Source organism: Pseudorhizobium banfieldiae, from assembly GCF_000967425.1.
Lineage (GTDB): Bacteria > Pseudomonadota > Alphaproteobacteria > Rhizobiales > Rhizobiaceae > Neorhizobium > Neorhizobium banfieldiae.
In genome coordinates this window covers 287,663-306,382 of record NZ_FO082821.1, presented here as the reverse complement: position 1 = coordinate 306,382, position 18,720 = coordinate 287,663, and the positions used below count along the sequence as shown (strand labels likewise).

14 protein-coding genes and 2 pseudogenes are annotated in these 18,720 nt (G+C 60.0%); 5 read left to right on the top strand and 11 right to left on the bottom strand.

The features are described from left to right. The first annotated feature begins 449 nt into the window (after window positions 1–449). The 4 genes from NT26_RS21970 (at window position 450) to NT26_RS21950 (ending at window position 4,752) form a co-directional block, all read left to right on the top strand. Window positions 450–1,343: a hypothetical protein gene (locus tag NT26_RS21970; RefSeq protein ID WP_052642906.1), complete on the top strand. Its 894-nt coding sequence runs from the start codon at window positions 450–452 to the stop codon at window positions 1,341–1,343. Between the two features lie 87 nt (window positions 1,344–1,430). Further along, window positions 1,431–1,811, top strand: a complete 381-nt coding sequence (locus tag NT26_RS21965; protein WP_052642905.1) for a hypothetical protein — start codon at window positions 1,431–1,433, stop codon at window positions 1,809–1,811. Next, window positions 1,811–3,559: an AAA family ATPase gene (locus tag NT26_RS21960; RefSeq protein WP_052642904.1), complete on the top strand. Its 1,749-nt coding sequence runs from the start codon at window positions 1,811–1,813 to the stop codon at window positions 3,557–3,559. Before NT26_RS21965 ends, NT26_RS21960 begins: the two co-directional genes overlap by 1 nt. Before the next feature lie 54 nt (window positions 3,560–3,613). Further along, a protein-coding gene (locus NT26_RS21950) for an IS3 family transposase (RefSeq protein WP_172974136.1) occupies window positions 3,614–4,752 on the top strand; the annotation gives its coding sequence in 2 pieces (ribosomal slippage) (window positions 3,614–3,872 and window positions 3,872–4,752; 1,140 coding nt in all). Window positions 4,753–4,909: 157 nt separating this feature from the next. Here the strand turns inward: NT26_RS21950 and NT26_RS21945 are convergent. The 7 genes and pseudogenes from NT26_RS21945 to NT26_RS21910 form a co-directional block, all read right to left on the bottom strand. Beyond that, window positions 4,910–5,613: pseudogene (locus NT26_RS21945) on the bottom strand (IS6 family transposase). A 50-nt stretch (window positions 5,614–5,663) separates the two neighbouring features. Next, window positions 5,664–5,964 (bottom strand): annotated as a pseudogene (locus tag NT26_RS22920) (transposase); the annotation flags it as partial. 209 nt (window positions 5,965–6,173) lie between these two features. Then, window positions 6,174–6,536: a hypothetical protein gene (locus tag NT26_RS21935; RefSeq protein WP_052642903.1), complete on the bottom strand. Its 363-nt coding sequence runs from the start codon at window positions 6,534–6,536 to the stop codon at window positions 6,174–6,176. Between the two features lie 171 nt (window positions 6,537–6,707). Beyond that, complete coding sequence (locus NT26_RS21930; protein WP_052642901.1) at window positions 6,708–7,448, bottom strand: hypothetical protein; 741 nt, start codon at window positions 7,446–7,448, stop codon at window positions 6,708–6,710. A 799-nt stretch (window positions 7,449–8,247) separates the two neighbouring features. Next, window positions 8,248–9,002, bottom strand: a protein-coding gene (locus NT26_RS22580; protein ID WP_376780805.1) for an IS5 family transposase whose coding sequence is annotated in 2 segments (ribosomal slippage) — window positions 8,248–8,667 and window positions 8,670–9,002 — 753 coding nt in all. Because the reading frame shifts where the segments join, the coding sequence is not laid out codon by codon here. Between the two features lie 389 nt (window positions 9,003–9,391). Then, complete coding sequence (locus NT26_RS21915; protein ID WP_052642896.1) at window positions 9,392–9,958, bottom strand: hypothetical protein; 567 nt, start codon at window positions 9,956–9,958, stop codon at window positions 9,392–9,394. A 178-nt stretch (window positions 9,959–10,136) separates the two neighbouring features. Continuing rightward, on the bottom strand, window positions 10,137–11,348 hold the full coding sequence (locus tag NT26_RS21910) for an IS256 family transposase (protein WP_052642991.1): 1,212 nt from the start codon (window positions 11,346–11,348) through the stop codon (window positions 10,137–10,139). Window positions 11,349–12,091: 743 nt separating this feature from the next. Here NT26_RS21910 and NT26_RS21905 point away from each other — a divergent pair. Beyond that, complete coding sequence (locus NT26_RS21905) at window positions 12,092–12,328, top strand: hypothetical protein (protein WP_052642894.1); 237 nt, start codon at window positions 12,092–12,094, stop codon at window positions 12,326–12,328. 47 nt (window positions 12,329–12,375) lie between these two features. On the opposite strand, the gene NT26_RS21900 is transcribed toward NT26_RS21905, so the two are convergent. The 4 genes from NT26_RS21900 to NT26_RS21880 form a co-directional block, all read right to left on the bottom strand. Continuing rightward, window positions 12,376–13,164, bottom strand: a complete 789-nt coding sequence (locus NT26_RS21900; RefSeq protein WP_065814610.1) for an FtsH/Yme1/Tma family ATP-dependent metallopeptidase — start codon at window positions 13,162–13,164, stop codon at window positions 12,376–12,378. Continuing rightward, a complete protein-coding gene (locus NT26_RS21895) occupies window positions 13,157–15,073 on the bottom strand; it encodes an AAA family ATPase (protein WP_052642888.1) in 1,917 nt (638 codons plus the stop codon). Before NT26_RS21895 ends, NT26_RS21900 begins: the two co-directional genes overlap by 8 nt. Before the next feature lie 556 nt (window positions 15,074–15,629). Then, the gene (locus NT26_RS21885) at window positions 15,630–16,517 is read right to left on the bottom strand and encodes a hypothetical protein (protein ID WP_152338680.1); all 888 of its coding nucleotides are present in this window, start codon (window positions 16,515–16,517) and stop codon (window positions 15,630–15,632) included. A 568-nt stretch (window positions 16,518–17,085) separates the two neighbouring features. After that, on the bottom strand, window positions 17,086–18,711 hold the full coding sequence (locus NT26_RS21880) for an ISL3 family transposase (RefSeq protein ID WP_244467740.1): 1,626 nt from the start codon (window positions 18,709–18,711) through the stop codon (window positions 17,086–17,088). Window positions 18,712–18,720 lie beyond the last annotated feature (9 nt).

The following is an 18,720-nucleotide window of genomic DNA, read 5'->3' as shown; positions in this document are numbered from 1 at the left end:
CCGTTCCGGGTGTGTTCTGTCGACTTGCTGCAGGCTCTGTTCCGGACTAGGTATCATTTGTCAACTGAAACTGAAGTCACAGCAGACACTTAGCGGCCCCCGCCGGTGCTAGGAACACCAACGAGGGCCTGACCCGCAACCTTCTCATGAAAGGCCTTGGGCTATGTCGACGCTTAACCTCTCCCCGCACATTGGGGAAGCCATGTCACTTCCATCTCCTGTTGAAACCGGAGTTCCTGTGCAGGCGTCTCGCCGATCGCTGACGGCCCGCTGCTCCCACGCGAGCTGCGGCATCCGTAACCACTCGGATCAACCGATCCACCGGTAGCGAGCAAGCGCGACCTTCGAGCAGCCCCGTTCTCGTGAGCCGTAGGCGGAAATAATTTCCGCATCGATGACGGCGCTCGTCCTGTGTGGCTGTCGGTTTCGATCATATCCAGGAGACATAGATGACCATCACCAAGCTGCCGCAGGCAGACACGCCCACCTATACCCACCGCATCGACACTGATGAGGTGAGGCCTCGCTTCGATGCGCTCGTTGAGGAGCTCGCGCATGCCGTCTTCTCTGTCGACGCGATCGCGACTGGGCTGAACACCAGCCTCGATACTGTCGGGACCATCGTACGATCCGTTCCATCGCATGAGGGGCGGCTGCTCGAGCGCGGCATCGCCATGCTCACCGGGTTCAATCCCGACCTCGTGGTGCTGACGCAGAATATCCGGCTGCCGGTGAGCAAGGCTGCCGTCGAGCTGGTGGAGATGAACCGACCCGCTCAATACCGGTCGCTGACGCTCGACGCCGACTGCAGCGGACGCAAGAGCTATGCGCCCGACCTCATCGTCCTCAACCGCAAAACGCATGTAGCGCATGTCGTGGAAGTCAAGCGGAGCCTCAATTCCTACGAGACCTCGCGCATCACTGATCTGAAGACCCGCATGCTGGCGGCGTCGCTGATCGTGCCAGACCTCCTCTACAAGGAGCACCGCCGGCTAGTTGCGGAGGACGTCCGCGTCGTCATCCTCAATGCGGAGAACCAGCGGACCGACATCGAGGGTGGCGTCTGGCCGCTTTCGCATCTCGATCACCTGCTGGAAGTTACGGGTGCAGGCGAGATGATGAAGTCTCTCCAACAGGCGTTCCGCGACCGGATCGAGCAGAACTGGAAGCAGGCGCTCCAGAGCGTGAGTGGTGGCATTGAGGGCAGGGGAGTGTCCGCAGCCGCTGCCTCGCCGACCCAGGCAAATGATACGCCTGCCACGGCTGGATCAGACACCGATCCACCTCCCGACGGGATCGTCCGCTTCGGGTTTGCCCGCATCCCCATTGCCAGGACCGGTTAGCGTGCAAGCTCGCCCACACCTGAACCCACAACGACTGAGACATGATCGCGCCGCCCCCTTGGGCCGGTCGCAAGGGAGACGTCTGCCGTGACGACATCGAACATCATCGCATTTCCCCGCCGTGGAGCCACCGGCTCCGAACCGAATTCGTTTCGTAGGAAGCAAGCCGGTCCTTCCTCAGCACCTGCGCCGGCTGCGCAAGCAATCGCTCTGGCCATCGCAACACCGTCGGGTGGGGCGTCCTCCGAGGCGCAGCAGGAGTTCGCCGAGACGGTCATCGGCACCGCCATCCGCTTTGCCCGGCGCAAAGGCCGTTCGCTCACGTCGCTGCCGCCGCAGATGCGCAAGTGGCTGCTCGAACTCTGCGACCAGGGTGATCCCACTGCACGGGTGGTCCGTGACTGGCTGGAGGGGAACGGCCGTCTCCATATCGTCGGTTCGGCGACCAGGGACGGGGAGGGGATGTAATGGAAACCGTCACCGACCGCATCAGCCGCTATCTCCTCAGGCGTATCCGTCGCCGGGCCGCGCTGGACCTCTACGAGAGCGCCGCCGTGGTGGAGCTCCTCACGTCACGGTTCGTCGATGACAGCGAGGACAGCGGAACCGCCTGGAGCATCACCGACGCTGCCATGGCTCTCCTCACCGGCGATCCGGCCAAGGATCGAGCAGCGGTCGCCAGGGCACTCCAGCGGGCAAGACCGATCGCGCCTCCGGACGAGACGGAGATGTATGACTTCAGCCATCAGACCGAACACCCTGTCGTCCGGGCGCTGCAGGACATCTGTGATGCCGAGCCTTCTACCGCAGGAGCGTCGGTGGAGGATGGACTGGCAGATCGAGAACGCCGGCTGGCAACGATCCGGCTGCTGGCGCTGCTTCGCGAACATCTGCCGAGGCCTAATCCGGTTCAGGTGGCCGTGGCACTGCTTGTGGCTCGAGCTGTTGGGAACAGCGTCGATGACGTTCAGGCGCTTCTGAAGGTTCTGCGCGGCTCGTCACCCTGCCTCTCCATCAGCGTTCCGATCGGTCAGTTCGAGCGGCGCTTCGGCATGCAGTTGGAAGAGAGCCTGATCATCCCGTCGCGATGCGTCCTATCCGACGTGATGAAGGGTCCAGGGATTTCCGGTCGCTATAACGAGAAGTGGCGATCGCGCCCGCACAGGAAGATCGCGACGCTGTCGGGGCAGGAGGCGCGCAAGGCGAACGAGCTGTCCCTGCGGCGCTACATCGCGGATGTCCTGCTTGCGGCAGACCGGCCACTGGTGATTGCCGACGAGGCACCGGGCACGGCACTTCCGCTGGTGGCGCGGACACCTGATCTGGCTCTGGTAGGCCCGCCGATCGACCGGGAACTGATCGCCGAACTCCTGCTGGTCTGCCTTGGCATTGCGCCAAAGCGGTCTTTGAAGGTCATGGAGGGCATGAAGTTCGACCCAATGGGACTTGGGCTGGATGATCTGGCGCTGGCAGTTCGACCGGGGAGACATGTTGCGGAGGTGGTCCGCCTGCTTGGCGAGCTTGCGGAGAGAAACCGCGGCAGCGTCAAGGAAGAGGACGGCGAGGAAAGCTGGACCGAAGGACTATCCTCCACAGGCAGATCAGGCGCGTCGGGTAAAGGGAAGGCAGGTGCCCTGGCGGGTGAGGTGATCGAGCCGGAACCGCTGGAGGTCATGGAAGCGGAAGGGCAGGGGACAGGAAAGCGCCTCAAGCCCCGGCCACCCCGGCGGCCGCTACGCGTCGACAAGCTCACCGGGTACGGCGAAGCGCGGCAGTGGGCTGTCGATCTAAAGGAAGACCTGAACCTCTGGCGGGAGGGTCAGCTCGACTGGTCGGAGATGAGCACAAGACTTCTACTCTCCGGACCGCCTGGCACGGGCAAGACGACCTTTGCGCGAGCACTCTGCAATTCGCTCCAGGTGCCGCTGGTCGCCACCTCGGTCGCGACATGGCTCGAGCCGGGCTATCTCGGCGATGTACTGAAGTGCATCACCGCGACCTTCGCGGCGGCGACGAGGAGGGCACCCTGCATCCTCTTCATCGACGAGCTCGACAATATCGGCAGCCGCGGCAGAAACACCGGGAAGCACTATGATGACTACTGGACCTCGCTGATCAACCGGCTTCTCGAACTCCTCGACGGTGCGGCGAAGACGGAAGGTGTCATCGTCGTCGGAGCCACTAACAGAGGTGGCTCGGGAAATCTGCACAGCTAGGATAAGTGGAATTTCTGCCTGACTTCGGCTTAGATGCCGGGAACAGGAGAGACCATGACGAGACGACCCCGCCGGAACCACAGCCCGGCTTTCAAGGCAAAGGTGGCGCTCGCCGCCATTCGAGGTGAGCAGACGCTGGTGGAATTGTCCCAGCAGTTCGACGTGCACGCCAACCAGATCAAACAGTGGAAAGACCAGCTTCTTGAGGGGGCGACAGGCGTTTTCGGCGATGGAACGAGGACGGAACCAGCGGGTCCGACCGTCGACGTCAAAACGCTGCACGCCAAGATCGGCGAACTGACACTGGAGAATGATTTTTTATCCGGTGCGCTCGGCAAGGCGGGATTGCTGGGCGGAAAGAAATGATCGTCCGCGAGCACAAGCTATCCGTGGTGCGCCAGGCGAAGCTTCTCGGCTTCAGCCGTGGCAGCGTCTACTATTCTCCACGTCCGGCGCCTGATGGCGACCTTGCCCTGATGCGGCGGATCGATGAACTGCATCTCGACTACCCGTTCGCGGGAAGTCGGATGTTGCAAGGGCTCTTAAGAGGAGAAGGGCTGGAAGCTGGGCGGCTGCACGTCGCCACGCTGATGAAGAAGATGGGCATTGAGGCGATCTATCGCCGCCCAAACACCTCGAAACCAGCGCCTGGGCACAAAATCTACCCCTATCTTCTGCGCAAGCTGGCGGTCACGAGACCCAACCAGGTCTGGGCGATGGACCTGACATATGTTCCGATGGCGCGGGGCTTCGTCTATCTCTGCGCCGTCGTCGACTGGTTCAGCCGGAAGGTCCTGTCATGGCGGCTGTCGATCACAATGGAAGCAGCCTTCTGCATCGAAGCCGTCGAAGAGGCACTTGCTCGTTATGGCAAGCCCGATATCTTCAATACGGATCAGGGATCGCAGTTCACCTCCATCGACTTCACTGCCGTGCTGAAGAAGGCGGAGATCGCCATCTCGATGGATGGCAAGGGCGCGTGGCGGGACAATGTCTTCGTCGAGCGGCTCTGGCGTTCGATCAAATATGAGGAAGTCTACCTCCATGCCTACAAGACTGTGTCCGAGGCCCGCGTCGGCATTGGCCGATATCTGACCTTTTACAACGCCAGACGCCCACATTCATCCCTTGACCGGCAGACGCCGGATCAGGCCTACTTCAACGCGCTGGCACCAATGATGGTGGCGGCATAATCGAGGCGGAAATCCACTTAGCAAAACGCCCGAAACTGTTCAGACAAACCGAGCCACCTCTAACCTCCCGGACAACATCGACCCGGCGCTGCTACGGTCGGGCCGGAATTGTCACGTTATCGAGGGGTAATCGAAATACGCCTGCGGCTCTCTGAGATCAGACAATCGCGCCCGTCACGGCTTTCCAATGCGCTATTGCGCGGATGCGGTGAATGTGTGTGGTCAGGGCGGATCGTTTGTGACGTGGGGCGACGAAGAGATTTCGGAGCGCTGAGAAGATCGATATGAACCGCTGCAAGCTACCAGTTGATCGGAAACCCTGCATCGTGCGTTCTCGTTTTCGGAGCGGCAGATGAGAATTTTCCGCTCGATTGTTGAGCCCCTTGTGGGACCGGTGCTCGACAGCTGGCATAACGTCACGCTTGGCCGCGCCATACGAACGGAGCTTGTCGGTGACGATCCGCTTGGGCGGCATGCCTGCTTTCTTTAGTAGCCTGATCAGCAGTCGCCTCGCGGCTTTCGTATCGCGCCGGCCTTGAACAATCTCATCGAGAACATAACCGTCTTGGTCAACTGCACGCCAAAGCCAGTGTTACGGTCAGCGATGGAAACCACCACCTCGTCCAGATGCCAGACGGCGCGGTGTGATGGCCACCGGCGACGGATTTGCTATGCGTAGGCCGGTCCGAATTTCCGCCCCCATCGGCGGATCGTTTCATACGAAACGACGATGCCACGCTCCAGCAGCAATTCCTCGACCAGGCGCAGGCTCAGCGGGAACCGAAAGTACAACCAGACTGCATGGGCAATAATCTGCTGCGGAAAACGGTGGCGCTTGTAGCTGGTGGCTGGATTCTTCATCCCACCATCTCTACCCCACTTACTGACAGCAGGTTTATGTGACAACACCCCTCCATCGTCTTGCGGCCGAGCATGCGCTCCAGCTCGCGAACGCGATCCTCAAGCTTCTTCACTTTCCGAATTGCCGACCACCGGCTCGTCAGAACCCACGGCTGCAGCACCTCCCTCGTTTAAGAGCCTGCGCCACCGGTAAAGCAGATTGGGCGCAACGCCATGGCGGCGAGCGGTAGACGATACCGTCTCGCCTGGTTCGAAAGTCTGCTAAATGATTGTCAGCTTCTGCTCGGTTATCCACCGCCTGCGGCGGACATCACCCGTCAGCACTTCAATGTGTCGGTACTCGTTAGGCATAAGCCTATACCCAAGCCTGTGCTTGAGCCTTTCTGCTTATGCCGAATGTCCGGTCGAACGGGGGCAGTTCACTACCTAAAACCAAATGGGCCGGTTACAAGCCGGTGTGTGCGGAACCGCCCTGAGGAGGGCGGCCCGTTCTGATTCACTGGTAAACGGCGTTAGATGGAGTAATGGGGGGAGTGGCCGTGTTGATGAGCAAACGCCGTTCAGTCGGCATCCCGGTCCAGCAGGATGCGTGCCGAGGCAGGAGGCTCCTCCTGGAGATGGAGCTTGCGCCGGAAGTTCCAGCCGCCATCGACGTATTTGTCAATTAGCTCATCCAGCACCTCCTCAGAAGCCCTCGCGTTGAAACCTTGCGCCACCAGTCCATCGAGTAAAGCATCCTCCACGACATGCATGCGTGCAGGGTTGCTCGTCCTTACTGCCAGGTTTGCTGTCTTCACGATCAGCCAGTGGAGCGCGATGCGGGCGACGTCGTCACGACCGGGGCGGCGCTCCCTCTTGAGACGCTCCCGATAGGCTCGCTGACGTCCGCGTTGCCTGTCTCGCCCGCCGCCACGCGTGCTCATGACCACCTCCTGCAAACGGCGTTTCTCCCAGAATCGAATTTGTCGAATTCTGAATCGAGAGATTGGATCAGATCGAAGAGGGAAGGGCGGGAGCCCGACGTTTTCCAGGACCGTACCTGACTGCTTGGAACGCGACGGGCAGCACTCTGGAACGCGCTTGCAGGTTCTCTCTCAGTTGTCATCTCGACCTCCCAGCCATGCAAGGCCGGTGGAGCCTCGCCATGAAAACATCGACCGCTCCGGCAGCTTTGCCAGGCGGCGCTGAAACGCCCCGAGTTCCTCTGAGCCGCGGTCCAATGGCGGAGCGGTCGTAAAGAAGCTGGGCCGATACATGTCGGTTCGCAGCGGCACCCATATCAGGCCTGAGAAGATGCCGGGTTCGTGAGCTGCGCTGATGAGTATCTGTGTCGCCTCCATCATGAGGGCCGACATGATCGGTAGTCGCTCGCTCGTCAGCAGGGCCAGAAAGCGCGGCTGCTGGCTGCTGTCGCAAACGAAAATCTGCTCGTCATAGACAAGCTCGTGACGCAGTTGCCCTTCTCGCAACGCCACTATCCGGTGGATGTCAATGAACCCGGGCAGGTCTGGCTGGCGTTGCACGTAGCGGCCGTCGAGGCGGATGCTATCGACGCCAAGCTTGTTTGTGATGGCCTGGTGCAGCAGCAGCAAGCGCTGAAAGGCTTCGTCGCATGCGGACTTGGCGTATCCGAGATGCTCAGCGTCTGCGATATCGCTGTAAAGAGTGACGGCATCAGGCGAGACGCTGATCGAAAGGTTCGTGCCCCTGAACACCAGGTGGCTCAGCCAAGCGCTGCCTCCAGGCGCAAGCACGTCCGAGAGGCTGGGTTGCGTGTCGGCAATAGTCGAGAGTGCGCGGGCCAGCGCTGGCCGCGTCAAGTAGTTTTCGAGCATGTGTGGGAAGTTTCCGGTTGATACTGATAAAAGGCTCGGGTGATATTTTTGCGCCGTCAAGCATTATCTTGTGAGGAAGAAAATGAATCTGGGGGGGGCGCTGCTACTCAGCCAGGTCTGGCGACCGGGAGATGATTTATTCCGGCTGAGCGGTTAGCCCCAGCTCCAATGCAAGCGCCATTCGTGCGCTGTGTCGCAAACGGCGTTCGTCATGGAATCGGATAAGTGAGGTCCAGAATCGAACGTGTCTGAATTACCCCGTAGCAGGCCGGGACACCCTGTCCCGCCCCGTTAAAAGAAGTCCTGTCGCGCGGCAGCCGTTGTCGAAGCGTTTGGCGAAGTCCAATCTCGGCCTTCCAACGCACAGAAGCATCAAAGATGCTATGGAAACGGCGGTTTGATGAGAATCGAGCGCGGGACAGTTTGAATCGAAACTATCGAACTCGGAATCGAAGATGCGCAATTTGTTTCGACTTGCAGTAAAGTGCGGGCGCTTTGGGTCGAGGTGCGGGCCATTGAACATGCTTCACCGGCGATCGACCCTACGTGCCTTTCCATTTTCCTCCTGGGAGGCCAGCGACAGGCCGCGCACGCTGGTGCCGCTGGCTGTCGTGGCGTTAGAGCCATAGACCACCGCCGCCTTGACGAGACTGCAAAAGCGGATAACGCCGTCTCTCGTCGGTCAATCGTCTAGGGTGTCAACATCTGCGCGCCCGAAAGCGCCACAGGCAAAGTAGCCAGGGGCATGCCGGAAGCCTCAACTGCGGCAGGCAAAGATTACCTTAGGGTTTAGACTCAATCATAGCCAGAACGCGACGAGGGTGGCCAAGGCGACTGCGGAGAGGAAGTTTCTGGCAAGCTTGTCGTAACGCGTTGCGACGCGTCGGAAGTCTTTCAGTCGGCAGAAGGCGTTCTCGATGAGGTGGCGGCTCTTATAGCGTTCGGCGTCGTATCGGATCGGCCTTGTGCGATTTGAACGGCCAGGTATCACGGGGACGATTGCGGACTGGCGCAGTCGCTTTCGCAGACTGTTGGCGTCATATCCCTTGTCCGCAAGGAGATATCGCGCACCCTTCAGACCAGCCAGCAGGTGTGGCGCGACCGGGCTGTCTGCCGCATTGCCACCGGTCAGCATGAATGCGAAAGGGCGACCGATCACGTCGGTGAGGACGTGGATTTTGGTGGTTTGCCCGCCGCGCGAAGGTCCGATAGCCTGATTTTTCGCCCCCCTTTGCCGCCATGGGCCGAGCGGTGCGCCTTGACGTAGGTGCTGTCGATGGAGGTGCTTTTGGTGACCGCGCCAGACGTCGCGAGCGCCTCGACCAATTCAGTCCAGAACCGTTTGCGAGACCAACGATTGAAGCGGTTGTAGACCGTGGTCGAAGGGCCATAGTCGCCCGGGCAATCGCACCACCGGCAGCCGACCTTGAGAACGTGGATGATGCCGGAGATCACTCGACGATCATCGACCCGGCGAGCCCCACCCTTGTTCCTCGGCAACAGGGGCTCAATGACCGCCCATTGCTCGTCCGACAGCCAAAACAAGCGACCCATTCAAGCCTCCAATCCATTGATTGGGAATCCTGAATCTGGTTTGCCGCAGCAAATCAACATGATCAATGGGTTTCGACCCTAGGACAGTCTCTTCTGGATGCGCTGATCAGCAGCAAATGGCTTTCATCATCCGGTAAGGAGATCGGATGACGGATTCTGCCCAACGTGTAGGGCACGACTACTCGGTCTCTCGCTAAGGTCGTTCAGGCGAAATTGAAGGGGCGGACGTTTGCCAATCTCCACGGCTTGAGGTCATCGCGCTGGCTAACGCTGGGCCAAGGCTCCGTTGTCGGCGGCGCGTCGGTATCCCAATGGCTGCCCCGACGCGGCTCAACAAGCGCTGTCTCGTCTGATGCGAGTTCTGCGTCAGCATTTACGGCGCGCGATCTTCAGTCGGACCTGCTCCTGAACTGCCCTATTGCCTCAAGCATAAACCGCAGGCAGCGTTCGTCGGTCACGTCAACTGAGGATGCGCTATCGCCATCGGTACTGCGGCTTTCCGTGTAGGACCATGACAATGACTGATCCTGCGCCCGGATGGACAAGAGAAGATTATTTTCTTCCAAGAGGAGCGTCCAACGAAAGCCGTCAAGGCTGCCTTCGCCCAACTCAGTCTCCGAGTGGACATCCAGCGTCTCTACATCAAAGTGATGGGCGGCCTCCAGCAGTTCACGGCACTCACGCGAAATGTCATAATCATCGAAATCATTTAGCTCATCGAAACCAGCTAGCTGATTGGGAACCCAAAGCCAGCCCATGACATAGGCCCCATTGCGGGTCCGCTCGAAAACGGCGTCATCGTCCACATGGAGGTAATTACTAAAACGATCTGCGGCTTCAATGAACGCACCCGCGTCGGGATGCTCGGTCGAGGGGATGAGCTTCGCCACAATGGATGGTTCGCTTGTTGCTGCTAGTATGGTCGCAATTTCTGTCTTGTCTAAATCAATCCACATTTCAATCTCCGGTGTGGGTCTAATAAAAGGGTCACCGGAGATTCTGTCGGCGGCAACAGGGGCTCGTTCTTCGGCTTCTGCCGCGTCTGCAACAGCGGCGGGAATTGCCGACGAGGGATAGTGTCGGCCGCGTCCGTCAAGCTGGTGTAATTTCGGGTGTGGTTCCGGGCCGTCATGATCAGGCGGCTCTGGGTGTAATCTGAAGTGTGGTTTCCTCCTCGATTGTCGGTGGATTCAGCTCGGCCATCGCCTCGACCTGCATATATCGGCTGAGAAGCTGCCATTCGTCATTGGCTTCGAGGAGGACCGCGCCGATCAGGCGTATGATGCCATCCTCGTTCGGGAAGATGCCAACGACATCGGCACGGCGTTTCACTTCCTTGTTCAGCCGCTCCAGAGGGTTGGTGCTGTGGAGCTTGGTGCGGTGCTGCGCCGGGAAGGCCATGTAGGCCAGCACGTCGGCTTCGGCGTTGTCCATGAAGGTGCCGAGCTTGGGCCATCTGGCGCGGAGCTGGTCGGCGACATGCCGCCAGGTCTGCATGGCATTGTCATAGTCGGGCTGGATGAAGGCCTGCCGGATCGCGGCGGCGACCATGGTATGCTGTCCCTTGGGGACGTAGGCGAGTGCGTTGCGCATCGCATGAACCCTGCACCTCTGCCATGTCGCGCTGAGGATACGGGTGATGGCGGCCTTCAGACCTTCATGAGCATCGGAGATGACCAGTTTGACGCCGGTGAGACCCCGGCGCACGAGGTCGCGCAGGAAGCTCGTCCAGAACGGCTCGGCTTCGGAAGGGCCGATATGCAGGCCGACGATCTCCCTTTTCCCGTCCGTATTCACGGCCACCGCGATTATCGCCGCCACCGACACGATGCGACCGCCCTCACGCACCTTCAGATAGGTGGCGTCGAGCCAGAGGTATGGCCAGTCACCGGAAAGGGGGCGCTTGAGGAAGGCGTTCACCCGCTCGTCGATATCCTTGCACAGCTTGGAAACGGAAGATTTGGAGATACCGGTCATGCCCATGGCCTGCACCAGTTCATCGACCTTGCGCGTCGAGACGCCGTTGATCCACGCCTCCTGGATGACGGCGACAAGCGCCTTCTCCACCATCTTCCTCGGCTCCAGGAAGCCGGGAAAGTAGGCTCCCTGCCGCATCTTCGGTATCTTCAGGTTCAATGTGCCGAGCCGGGTGTCGAGCGAGCGGTCGCGGTAGCCGTTGCGCCAGGTCTGGCGGCCGTCGCCACGTTCATAGCGGCCAGCGCCGATCAGGCCGTCAACATCGGCCTCCATGATCAGTTGCAGCACGCTTTCGGCAATCGTCCGCAGGAAATCGCTGTCGCCGCTCTTCGCGGCAAGTTCGGAAAGAGCTAATCTGTCGTCGGTCATCGGGGTTCCTTTCGGCTGGTTGAAGTCTTGCAACTCCACCTTCTCCGACAGGCCCGGTGCCCACCTTGCGCTCAACGAATTCGGCAGCTCATTCTCCACCGCCGTTTCCACCTCAACGCGCCTCCGAAATTACACCACGTGCGCGGACGCTACCATAGTGTCCAAGCCGGAGCGTCGCGACCGTGCCATGAGCTGACGTGAACGTGACGGAGACGTTTCCTGTTGCCGCAGGACGCCGACACCCGTTGGCGCAGAGCAAATCGGTTTCGGCTAACACATGTGGCCACCGGTAAACGTCGTACCACCGTGCAACGGCATGCTCCTCGCGTGAATCGACAATGTCGACTTCTGAATCGTCGAAGCGCAACTTATATTAGTTCGCGTTGCTTCGCCTACACGTTGAAACCGCGCACCCTGCCATTGAACCACTTTACCCCAATGGCCGCGCAAATGACGACGCGGCCTGAGACCACCGGTGAAAGTTGTCTGATCGAGCGCCCCCTGGGCAGTCTCCCTCGTCGCCATCGCGATACCGTTGCAAGTAGATTTGTCCGCAGTGTCAACATTTCTTCTGAATCTTTGGCATCATCGCCGGGATTAAACGCCGCTCGTGGGTTCGTTAACAGAAAATTCTCGGACTAAGCTATTCCTTATTATCGGCTGTTGACGCCGACGAAAATATACCCGCAGAATTGAATTCTCGAAACAGATCGCAAGAGATCGCAATTAATGAAGGACCTGCAATGAATGTAGTCGAAGTAGACAAAGGGTTACATGAGGATGTCGTGAATTTTCTGACTGCTGTCGCGCATGATGCCACGATAGAGGATTATGCCGTCGAGCTTGCAGAGGAATTTGAGCTGGACGAGTATGAAGCAATGAACATGGCTTATCGCGAGTATAACGGTGATGTGAGTATTCAAAACTACATTATCTGGGCTCGTGAAATCATACGCAAGCATAGGCTGGAGCCAGAATAAGGGGAGCTTTCCTCCGCGAACTGGAAGCTCACGGGGGAAAGTTGCAGCTAGTTCGGGCTACCGAGTACTGACGGTTCGGCCGGACGCGTGGCTCGGGTCAGCAATTCTGAGACGCGATTACCCTCAAGGTAAGTCTCTGCATCCAAAGCTCGCGCAAGCTCCAACAGCGCGTGGTTGTGCTCGCGCATCGCATCGAGAGCTATGCCCATTGCCGTCTCCAGCCGCTGATGAACGCGTGTCGCTAGATTCGGATCGAATCTGAGGTCATGCGAGATGCGCTCTGGTGGCATGTAGAGCAGTGGCTTGGATGATGAGCATCCAAGCATAGTCTCCAGGTGCGTCGCATGGGCCGTTGCCAATGCGAGGTCGCTGCGCTCGGATCCGCCGCTACCGATCATGGTCTCGCCCAGGACAGTCATCTCCGCCGCACGCCCACCCAGGATGCAGGCGATCAGCGACATCATCCCGGCTTCGGTCTGGGTGGCTTCGGTGGAGATCTCAACGCGTGTGTCGCCACCACGAGCTTGGCCGGTTGTCATGGACACCACCGTGCCGACACCCGTGAGCGACCACATCAGAGCGTGTCCTGCCTCGTGGACCGAGATCCGCCATTTCAGCTCGGGCGAGGGGCGCTCCGCTGAACCGGCGATTGCAGACTGGACGTCGCTGTAGGCGAGGGGGCGTCGCGCCCGACGCGCCTTCCGTCGTGCTTCTCGAATGATCCGTTCGATATCGGCACCCGTCATCCCCTGCGCCGCCAACGCCAAGCGGCGAAGCGGCGAGGGGGTGATCACTGAGGATGTTCTGTTCCGAGTGTTCGTTTGCGTACTATTCATGGGCCGCCTCCTGCGGGCTTGCCTGATAAGCCGGAGCATGTACGAGGCTCCCAATTACGCGTCTGAGGTCCGGTCCCAGGTGGTGCGCCAGGATGCCTTCCAGGGCATCGAGGTCTGGCGGCTGTATCGGGATGTGTGTCTCAAGTCTTCCCGAGCGTCGTAGGGCAGGATCGATGGCATCGGGCCGATTGGTTGCTCCGATGATGATAATACCCTCGCTCTTCAGCGCCCCGTCCAGAAGCTCAAGCAATCGGTTGATCACGGAAATCCAATAATCATCATAGGAGCGGCCTCCTCCAGCATCGCGTCGGCCAATTCCGTCGATCTCATCGATCAGCATGATCACGGGCTGCCGAGCCTGCGCAGCCTCGAAGACGGAGCTCATCCTTCGAAGCACGTCGCCCAGGTACCCGGGCTCAAGCCATTCCGCCACGGACGTAGCAATCAGTGGGATCTCGAGTGAATTGCAGAGAGCCCGGGCGAAGGTAGTCTTCCCGGTTCCCGGCGGTCCCGATAGGAGCAGTTTCGTGCTCATGTCACTCCAGTGGATCTTCTTCCGCATCCACAGCTTCAGGTCAGCTTTCAGCTCCAGCGCCCACTGCCGCGCCTCGCCGTAGCCCGCCAACGTCTCCAGGATTAAAGGTTGTTGGGAGCTCCGCTTCTTTCGTATTCTCTGCGGGAGGATCAGCTCAACCTGGTACTTTCCGTCTTTGCCCCTTGATCGGCCCGAAGAAGTCGATCGAGAGGTCGTCTCAGTCTTGCCCTCAGGCTCATCCTTTGCCTCCGTCCTGGTCCCGGCGTTGCCCTCTTCTTCCGTCTCATCATCGCCGTCGATCGTGATGTTATCGCGCGACAGCTGTTCGAGCCGGTCAAGGACCGTATCGAGGTGGCGATCCGGTCTGATGGACAGCGCGAGGTCATCAAGCCCGAGGTTCCCGGTTTTGATCGTCCGCGTGGCCAGCCCATGAAGTGTGCTCTCGATCGGAATACCAAGGCAGGTCTCGATGATTTCGGCGAGCATATGGTTGTCCAGCCGCGGCGCATCAAGGATGATATCGGCGCTGCTCACGACACGACGTGGCCAAAGAGATTCGGTTTCTGTCAGCACCAGGATGGGTGCACCTGCGCGTGTTGCCTTTGCCAGAGTTCGGCGCAGCCGCTCAGCGCTGACGGCCAATAGCTGGGTGAGCGGGTAGGACAGAACAGTTCTGGCCGAAGCCGACTGATCGTCGTGCGACCAGCGATCATTGAACGAATGATGGAGTCCGTCAACCAGATGGATTGGGTGAGGCAGGATAGCCCCTTGCTGCAACAGCTGGTTGACCACCGCCTCTGCCTCGCGCGTTGGAAGGCGCAGGCAGATCAGTGGCGCGGACGACTTGAGGGCCGTGAACAGCATGGCTCCAGAGCATCCGGGCGCACGCAGTGCTTCGGCGAGCAGGATCACGATCGCAACGTCCATGACCGGCAGGGGCAAGGCCGCTTGCTTCAGATTGTCGAGCAGCGGCCGAGCGAGGAGAGGCGCTGACGGGGCTCGCAACTTCGGCCCTTTCTGTTTCCCGTCTGTCTTTGGTGGTGCCGTCCCCTCGGCGGCAAACTCATTTGCGGTCCCTACATCGAAGCCTTCCTCGATAAGCGCCTTGACCACCTCCGCGTGGGGATCGACGGGCATCTGGACCGAGGAGGTATGGACGCGTGCAAGGCGACGGCGCACGTTGTCGCTGCCTGTGGGGCCAGTGGCAATTTCGGCGAGCGGCCCCACCCGATACCTTCGGACGCTGACCGTTCCTACCGTGATATCCTCCGGCATCAGCAGGTCTGCGGAGCAGGCGCGCCGGAAGAGCATACGAAGCGAGTGTCGACGGAGGCGGCGGAGCAGGTGGGTCTTGAGACGATCACTGGTAGGCATGTTGGATCTCCTCCAGCAGCAGGGACAAGAGTTTGAGACGACGTTGCTCGTCGCGCCGCAGCAGGATCGGGTTACCGGGACGCCAGGGACGGCCATGCCGCCAGATCCGGTCCCCCCAGCGGACGGGTCTGCCGCCGGAAGGGCAGCGCCGCTCTCGACGCTCTTCGAATGGAATGTAGGCTGTACCGGATGCCGGAGTGCCCTGTAGCCAGTGCCAGATCAGCCATGCCGTCGGATCGCCTTCTGCGCATAAATCGCTCAGCGTCCTCTGGACCAGGAGAGGAAGTGATCTTTCGGTGCGGCCAAGTCGTCTGCAACGGCGGATGATCAACGCGGCAAGGACAGCACTCTCATCCTCCGGCAGATGGTGGGATCGTACGAGAGTGCTCCACGATGGCGCAGGCTTGTTGCGGGGCGGATGCGTTGTTCGCTGCACTGGGGGGCTAACGGACGTGGCTATGGGATTCGGTCGTGATGTATCGGATGACATGGCAATAGGTCTCCATGCGCCGGAGAGTGTCCGGACGCCATTGGCGAGAAGGGGGATTGAGAGGGACTAGTGGACGCGCTCTGCGTCCGGGCGGAAGAAGCCTATCTTGACCGCTGCTGACGGCCGAGGCTTTGCGGGCCGACCCCGTCTCCTTGGCTGCTGTTCTTCAAGTGAACGCGGAGGGTGAGGCTTTTCTGGGCCTGCCGCGATCTGCGCTTTCTCTCCGGTCGAAGGCGCTGCAGCCAGCCAGCGGTCCCGGAAGATGGAGCGAAAGGCCTCGATAGCCGATTGGGCGGCGCTCCCAGCCCCGCTAACCCCTAAAAGATCGTCGAGACGTGAGAGCGACCAGAGGCCTTCGTCGATATCTGCAGATGTTCTTGCTCCGTCGATGATGGCTATTCCCACTGACTCGACAGCAAGCCGCTGGTGGTGACACCACAGAATTTCCGGTAGCACGCAAGCGGCCGCTTCCATTCGCTTCTGAAGTTTGCCGAGGCTGCCACCACCGCTGTAGCCGCCAAGCGATCGTTTGACGTCAACGATGATCGCACTCCGTCTCGCCCGGTCGACGAGCACGAGGTCCGGATGATAGGAGGTGCTGCTTTGGCTTTCTGGATCGACAGACAAACGCCTGTAGGCATCGAGTGTGTTGCGCTCGGCGAGTTCCGCAGCAATCCTCAGCACCGGCAGCTTCATGCCAGTAAGCACGTCCTGGCGAGTGTTGGTACGTGCCAGTGTGGTGACGACTGATTCAAGCAGACGACCCTCCTCGCTTGCGAGCGTCCTGCCGACTACTTCTATGGCATCGAGATCGCCACTTGCCGCAGATCGCACTAGCGTCGGGTCAATAGCCCGGTCACATGCGAGGGTGACGAGAGCTTCAAGGTTTGCCGGAAGCCTGGTTCCGGGCACGGAGGAGCGTTCGGCCGATCGGCCGTTGTGTATTTTACTCATGGAGAATGATCCTGTTCTCTCGATGGCGCGAAATGACGCAAAGCCAATCGGCAACATGCCGATGGCCATGAAAGATCTGACTCGTTGAATTCAGATGATGGTGCGAGAGAAGGTGCCGAACGCAGGCACTACGTCTGTCGCATCAAGGACAGGATGGAATACGGGAGCTTTTCCCGAGAGGAGAATCTGGATATGGGTCATGGTAGCCCTTTGCCTTTCGCAAGAAGGTGAGTGGGTCAGGCCTTCGTTGGTGTTACGAGCACCGGCGGAGGCCGCTTTGGATGCACTGGTCGTGCATGGGTACAACATAAGGCGGTACCGCCAAACACTTCAACCCGCAAAAGTAAAACATGGTTAATGCCCGCTCATCAGGTCGATGGCTCAGTCATCTCTGAATCCGAGACGGTTTTCTAATGATTCCTCATTGATCTGGGTCGTGCCGTTGCAAATCACACGGCAGAAGGCTGCCGCAGTGGCGGCAGAGTTATTTCGGTCGGCTGGTTGACGCGCCATGCTTTTCCTCACACCATCTTACGAGTGCCTTTTTGGAGACCTTGTGGGTTCTTCCTCACTTTGTGTGGAGCCGCGGCAGCATTCGTGCCTTCAGCAATTCAGGGCCTGCCCGACCGTACATTGCTCGCTTGAGGGTCTTGAGGCGGTTGATCTGGCCTTCGGCCTGCCCGTTGCTCCAGGGAAGCTCGATCGCGTTGTTGACGGCATGAATGTCTCTGCGGAGGACGCGAGCGAACCGCATGATAGGAATGAGGTCGGAGTCGATCGCATCGTCGATCCATGCATCCAGTGGTGCCGATCTCTTGCCGCGAAGGATGCCGTTGAAGCGCATCGCCAGGCGTCGCATCTCGGCAAACGCCTCAGATCCCTGCTTCAGGGCATCGACCTTCCTTGCCTGCCGGTCCGTCAGCAGGCCTCGCGGCTTGATACATAGCGCCGCGGCAACCACCGGAGAGATTGCATGACCGGTTTCGGGATCTCGAACCGGTTCCGACTTCAACGCGGCGGGCGGTACATCATCGGCCTGTCGCCTTTCGGCCCGCCGCCAAGCTCCGAGCAACCGCTCCAGATTGGAGAAGCTGCCGGTGTAGCCGCGCTGCTTGACGTCATGAAACAGATGCCGTCCACGCCGGTTCCCATCCCTCCAGCATTGGGCAAGGAAGGCTTCGAAATACCATGGTGATGTGGGGTTCAGTGCTGCTCGTCGCCTGTCTGGTGGAGCTTCGAACTTGAGCCACTTCGTTATGCTGCGACGCTCATAGCCGGTCCGTCTGGCGATCTCGCTGTAGGACAGCCCTTGCTGGCGCAAGGCATGGAGCATGTCGAATATCTCCTGGCGAGATTGCCTATGCGCGAGACGGGCGCGCCGGCGATGTGTCGCAGCGTCAACAATTGCGTCCTCCGAAAGAATGGCCCTGCCGGTGGCACGCCCAGAAAGGTTCATCTGTTCTTCGATGGCCGAACGAAGGTTCTGGACCAGATGAAACCGATCGGCAACCTGCCGGGCCTGCGGTGCGCCTTCACGGGTGGCCTGCGCATACAGGCCGCAGCGGTCGCGGCTGACAATCTCGATGGAAGGATGACTCCGAAGCCACTTGGCCGCATTCTCGACGCTACGGTCATCCAGTATGTCAATGACCGAGCGGCGCTCGAGGTCGACCATGATGGTCCCATAGCTCGTCGCGCGCCGCCAACTCCAATCATCGATACCGACTACACGTATCTTGGAATTGCGTTGGGCAACTGCAGCATCCCGTTTCAGTTGCCGCAGGATGGTGTCGTCGCTGACCGGTATGCCGAGCCGCTGCATCAACCGCTCGCCAGGACGGCCGCCAGTGCTATGCCCGAGCAGCCCGACAATCTCTCCGACCCTTCTCGTCCGACGCGCGTATGGATCAGCTACCGTCGGAAGACGGTCGGTGAACGTTCGTCGTGCGCATTCCCCATGTGCACATCGCCAGCGGCTCAGCAGGAGCTTCACTGTGACGGGCTTGCCCTGGACTGGCAGATCCTGGAGGCTGCGGCAGGACCAGCCATGCCGACTTCGGCTTCGACATCCACAATCGGGGCAAATTCCGATCTTGGATCCAGCTGCGGAAACAACCCAACCGTCATCAACGGTGAGCGCGACACCCAGTACTTTGACCCCTGGGCCGGGCGACCATTTCGATTTCGTTCGCATGCCCGCCCA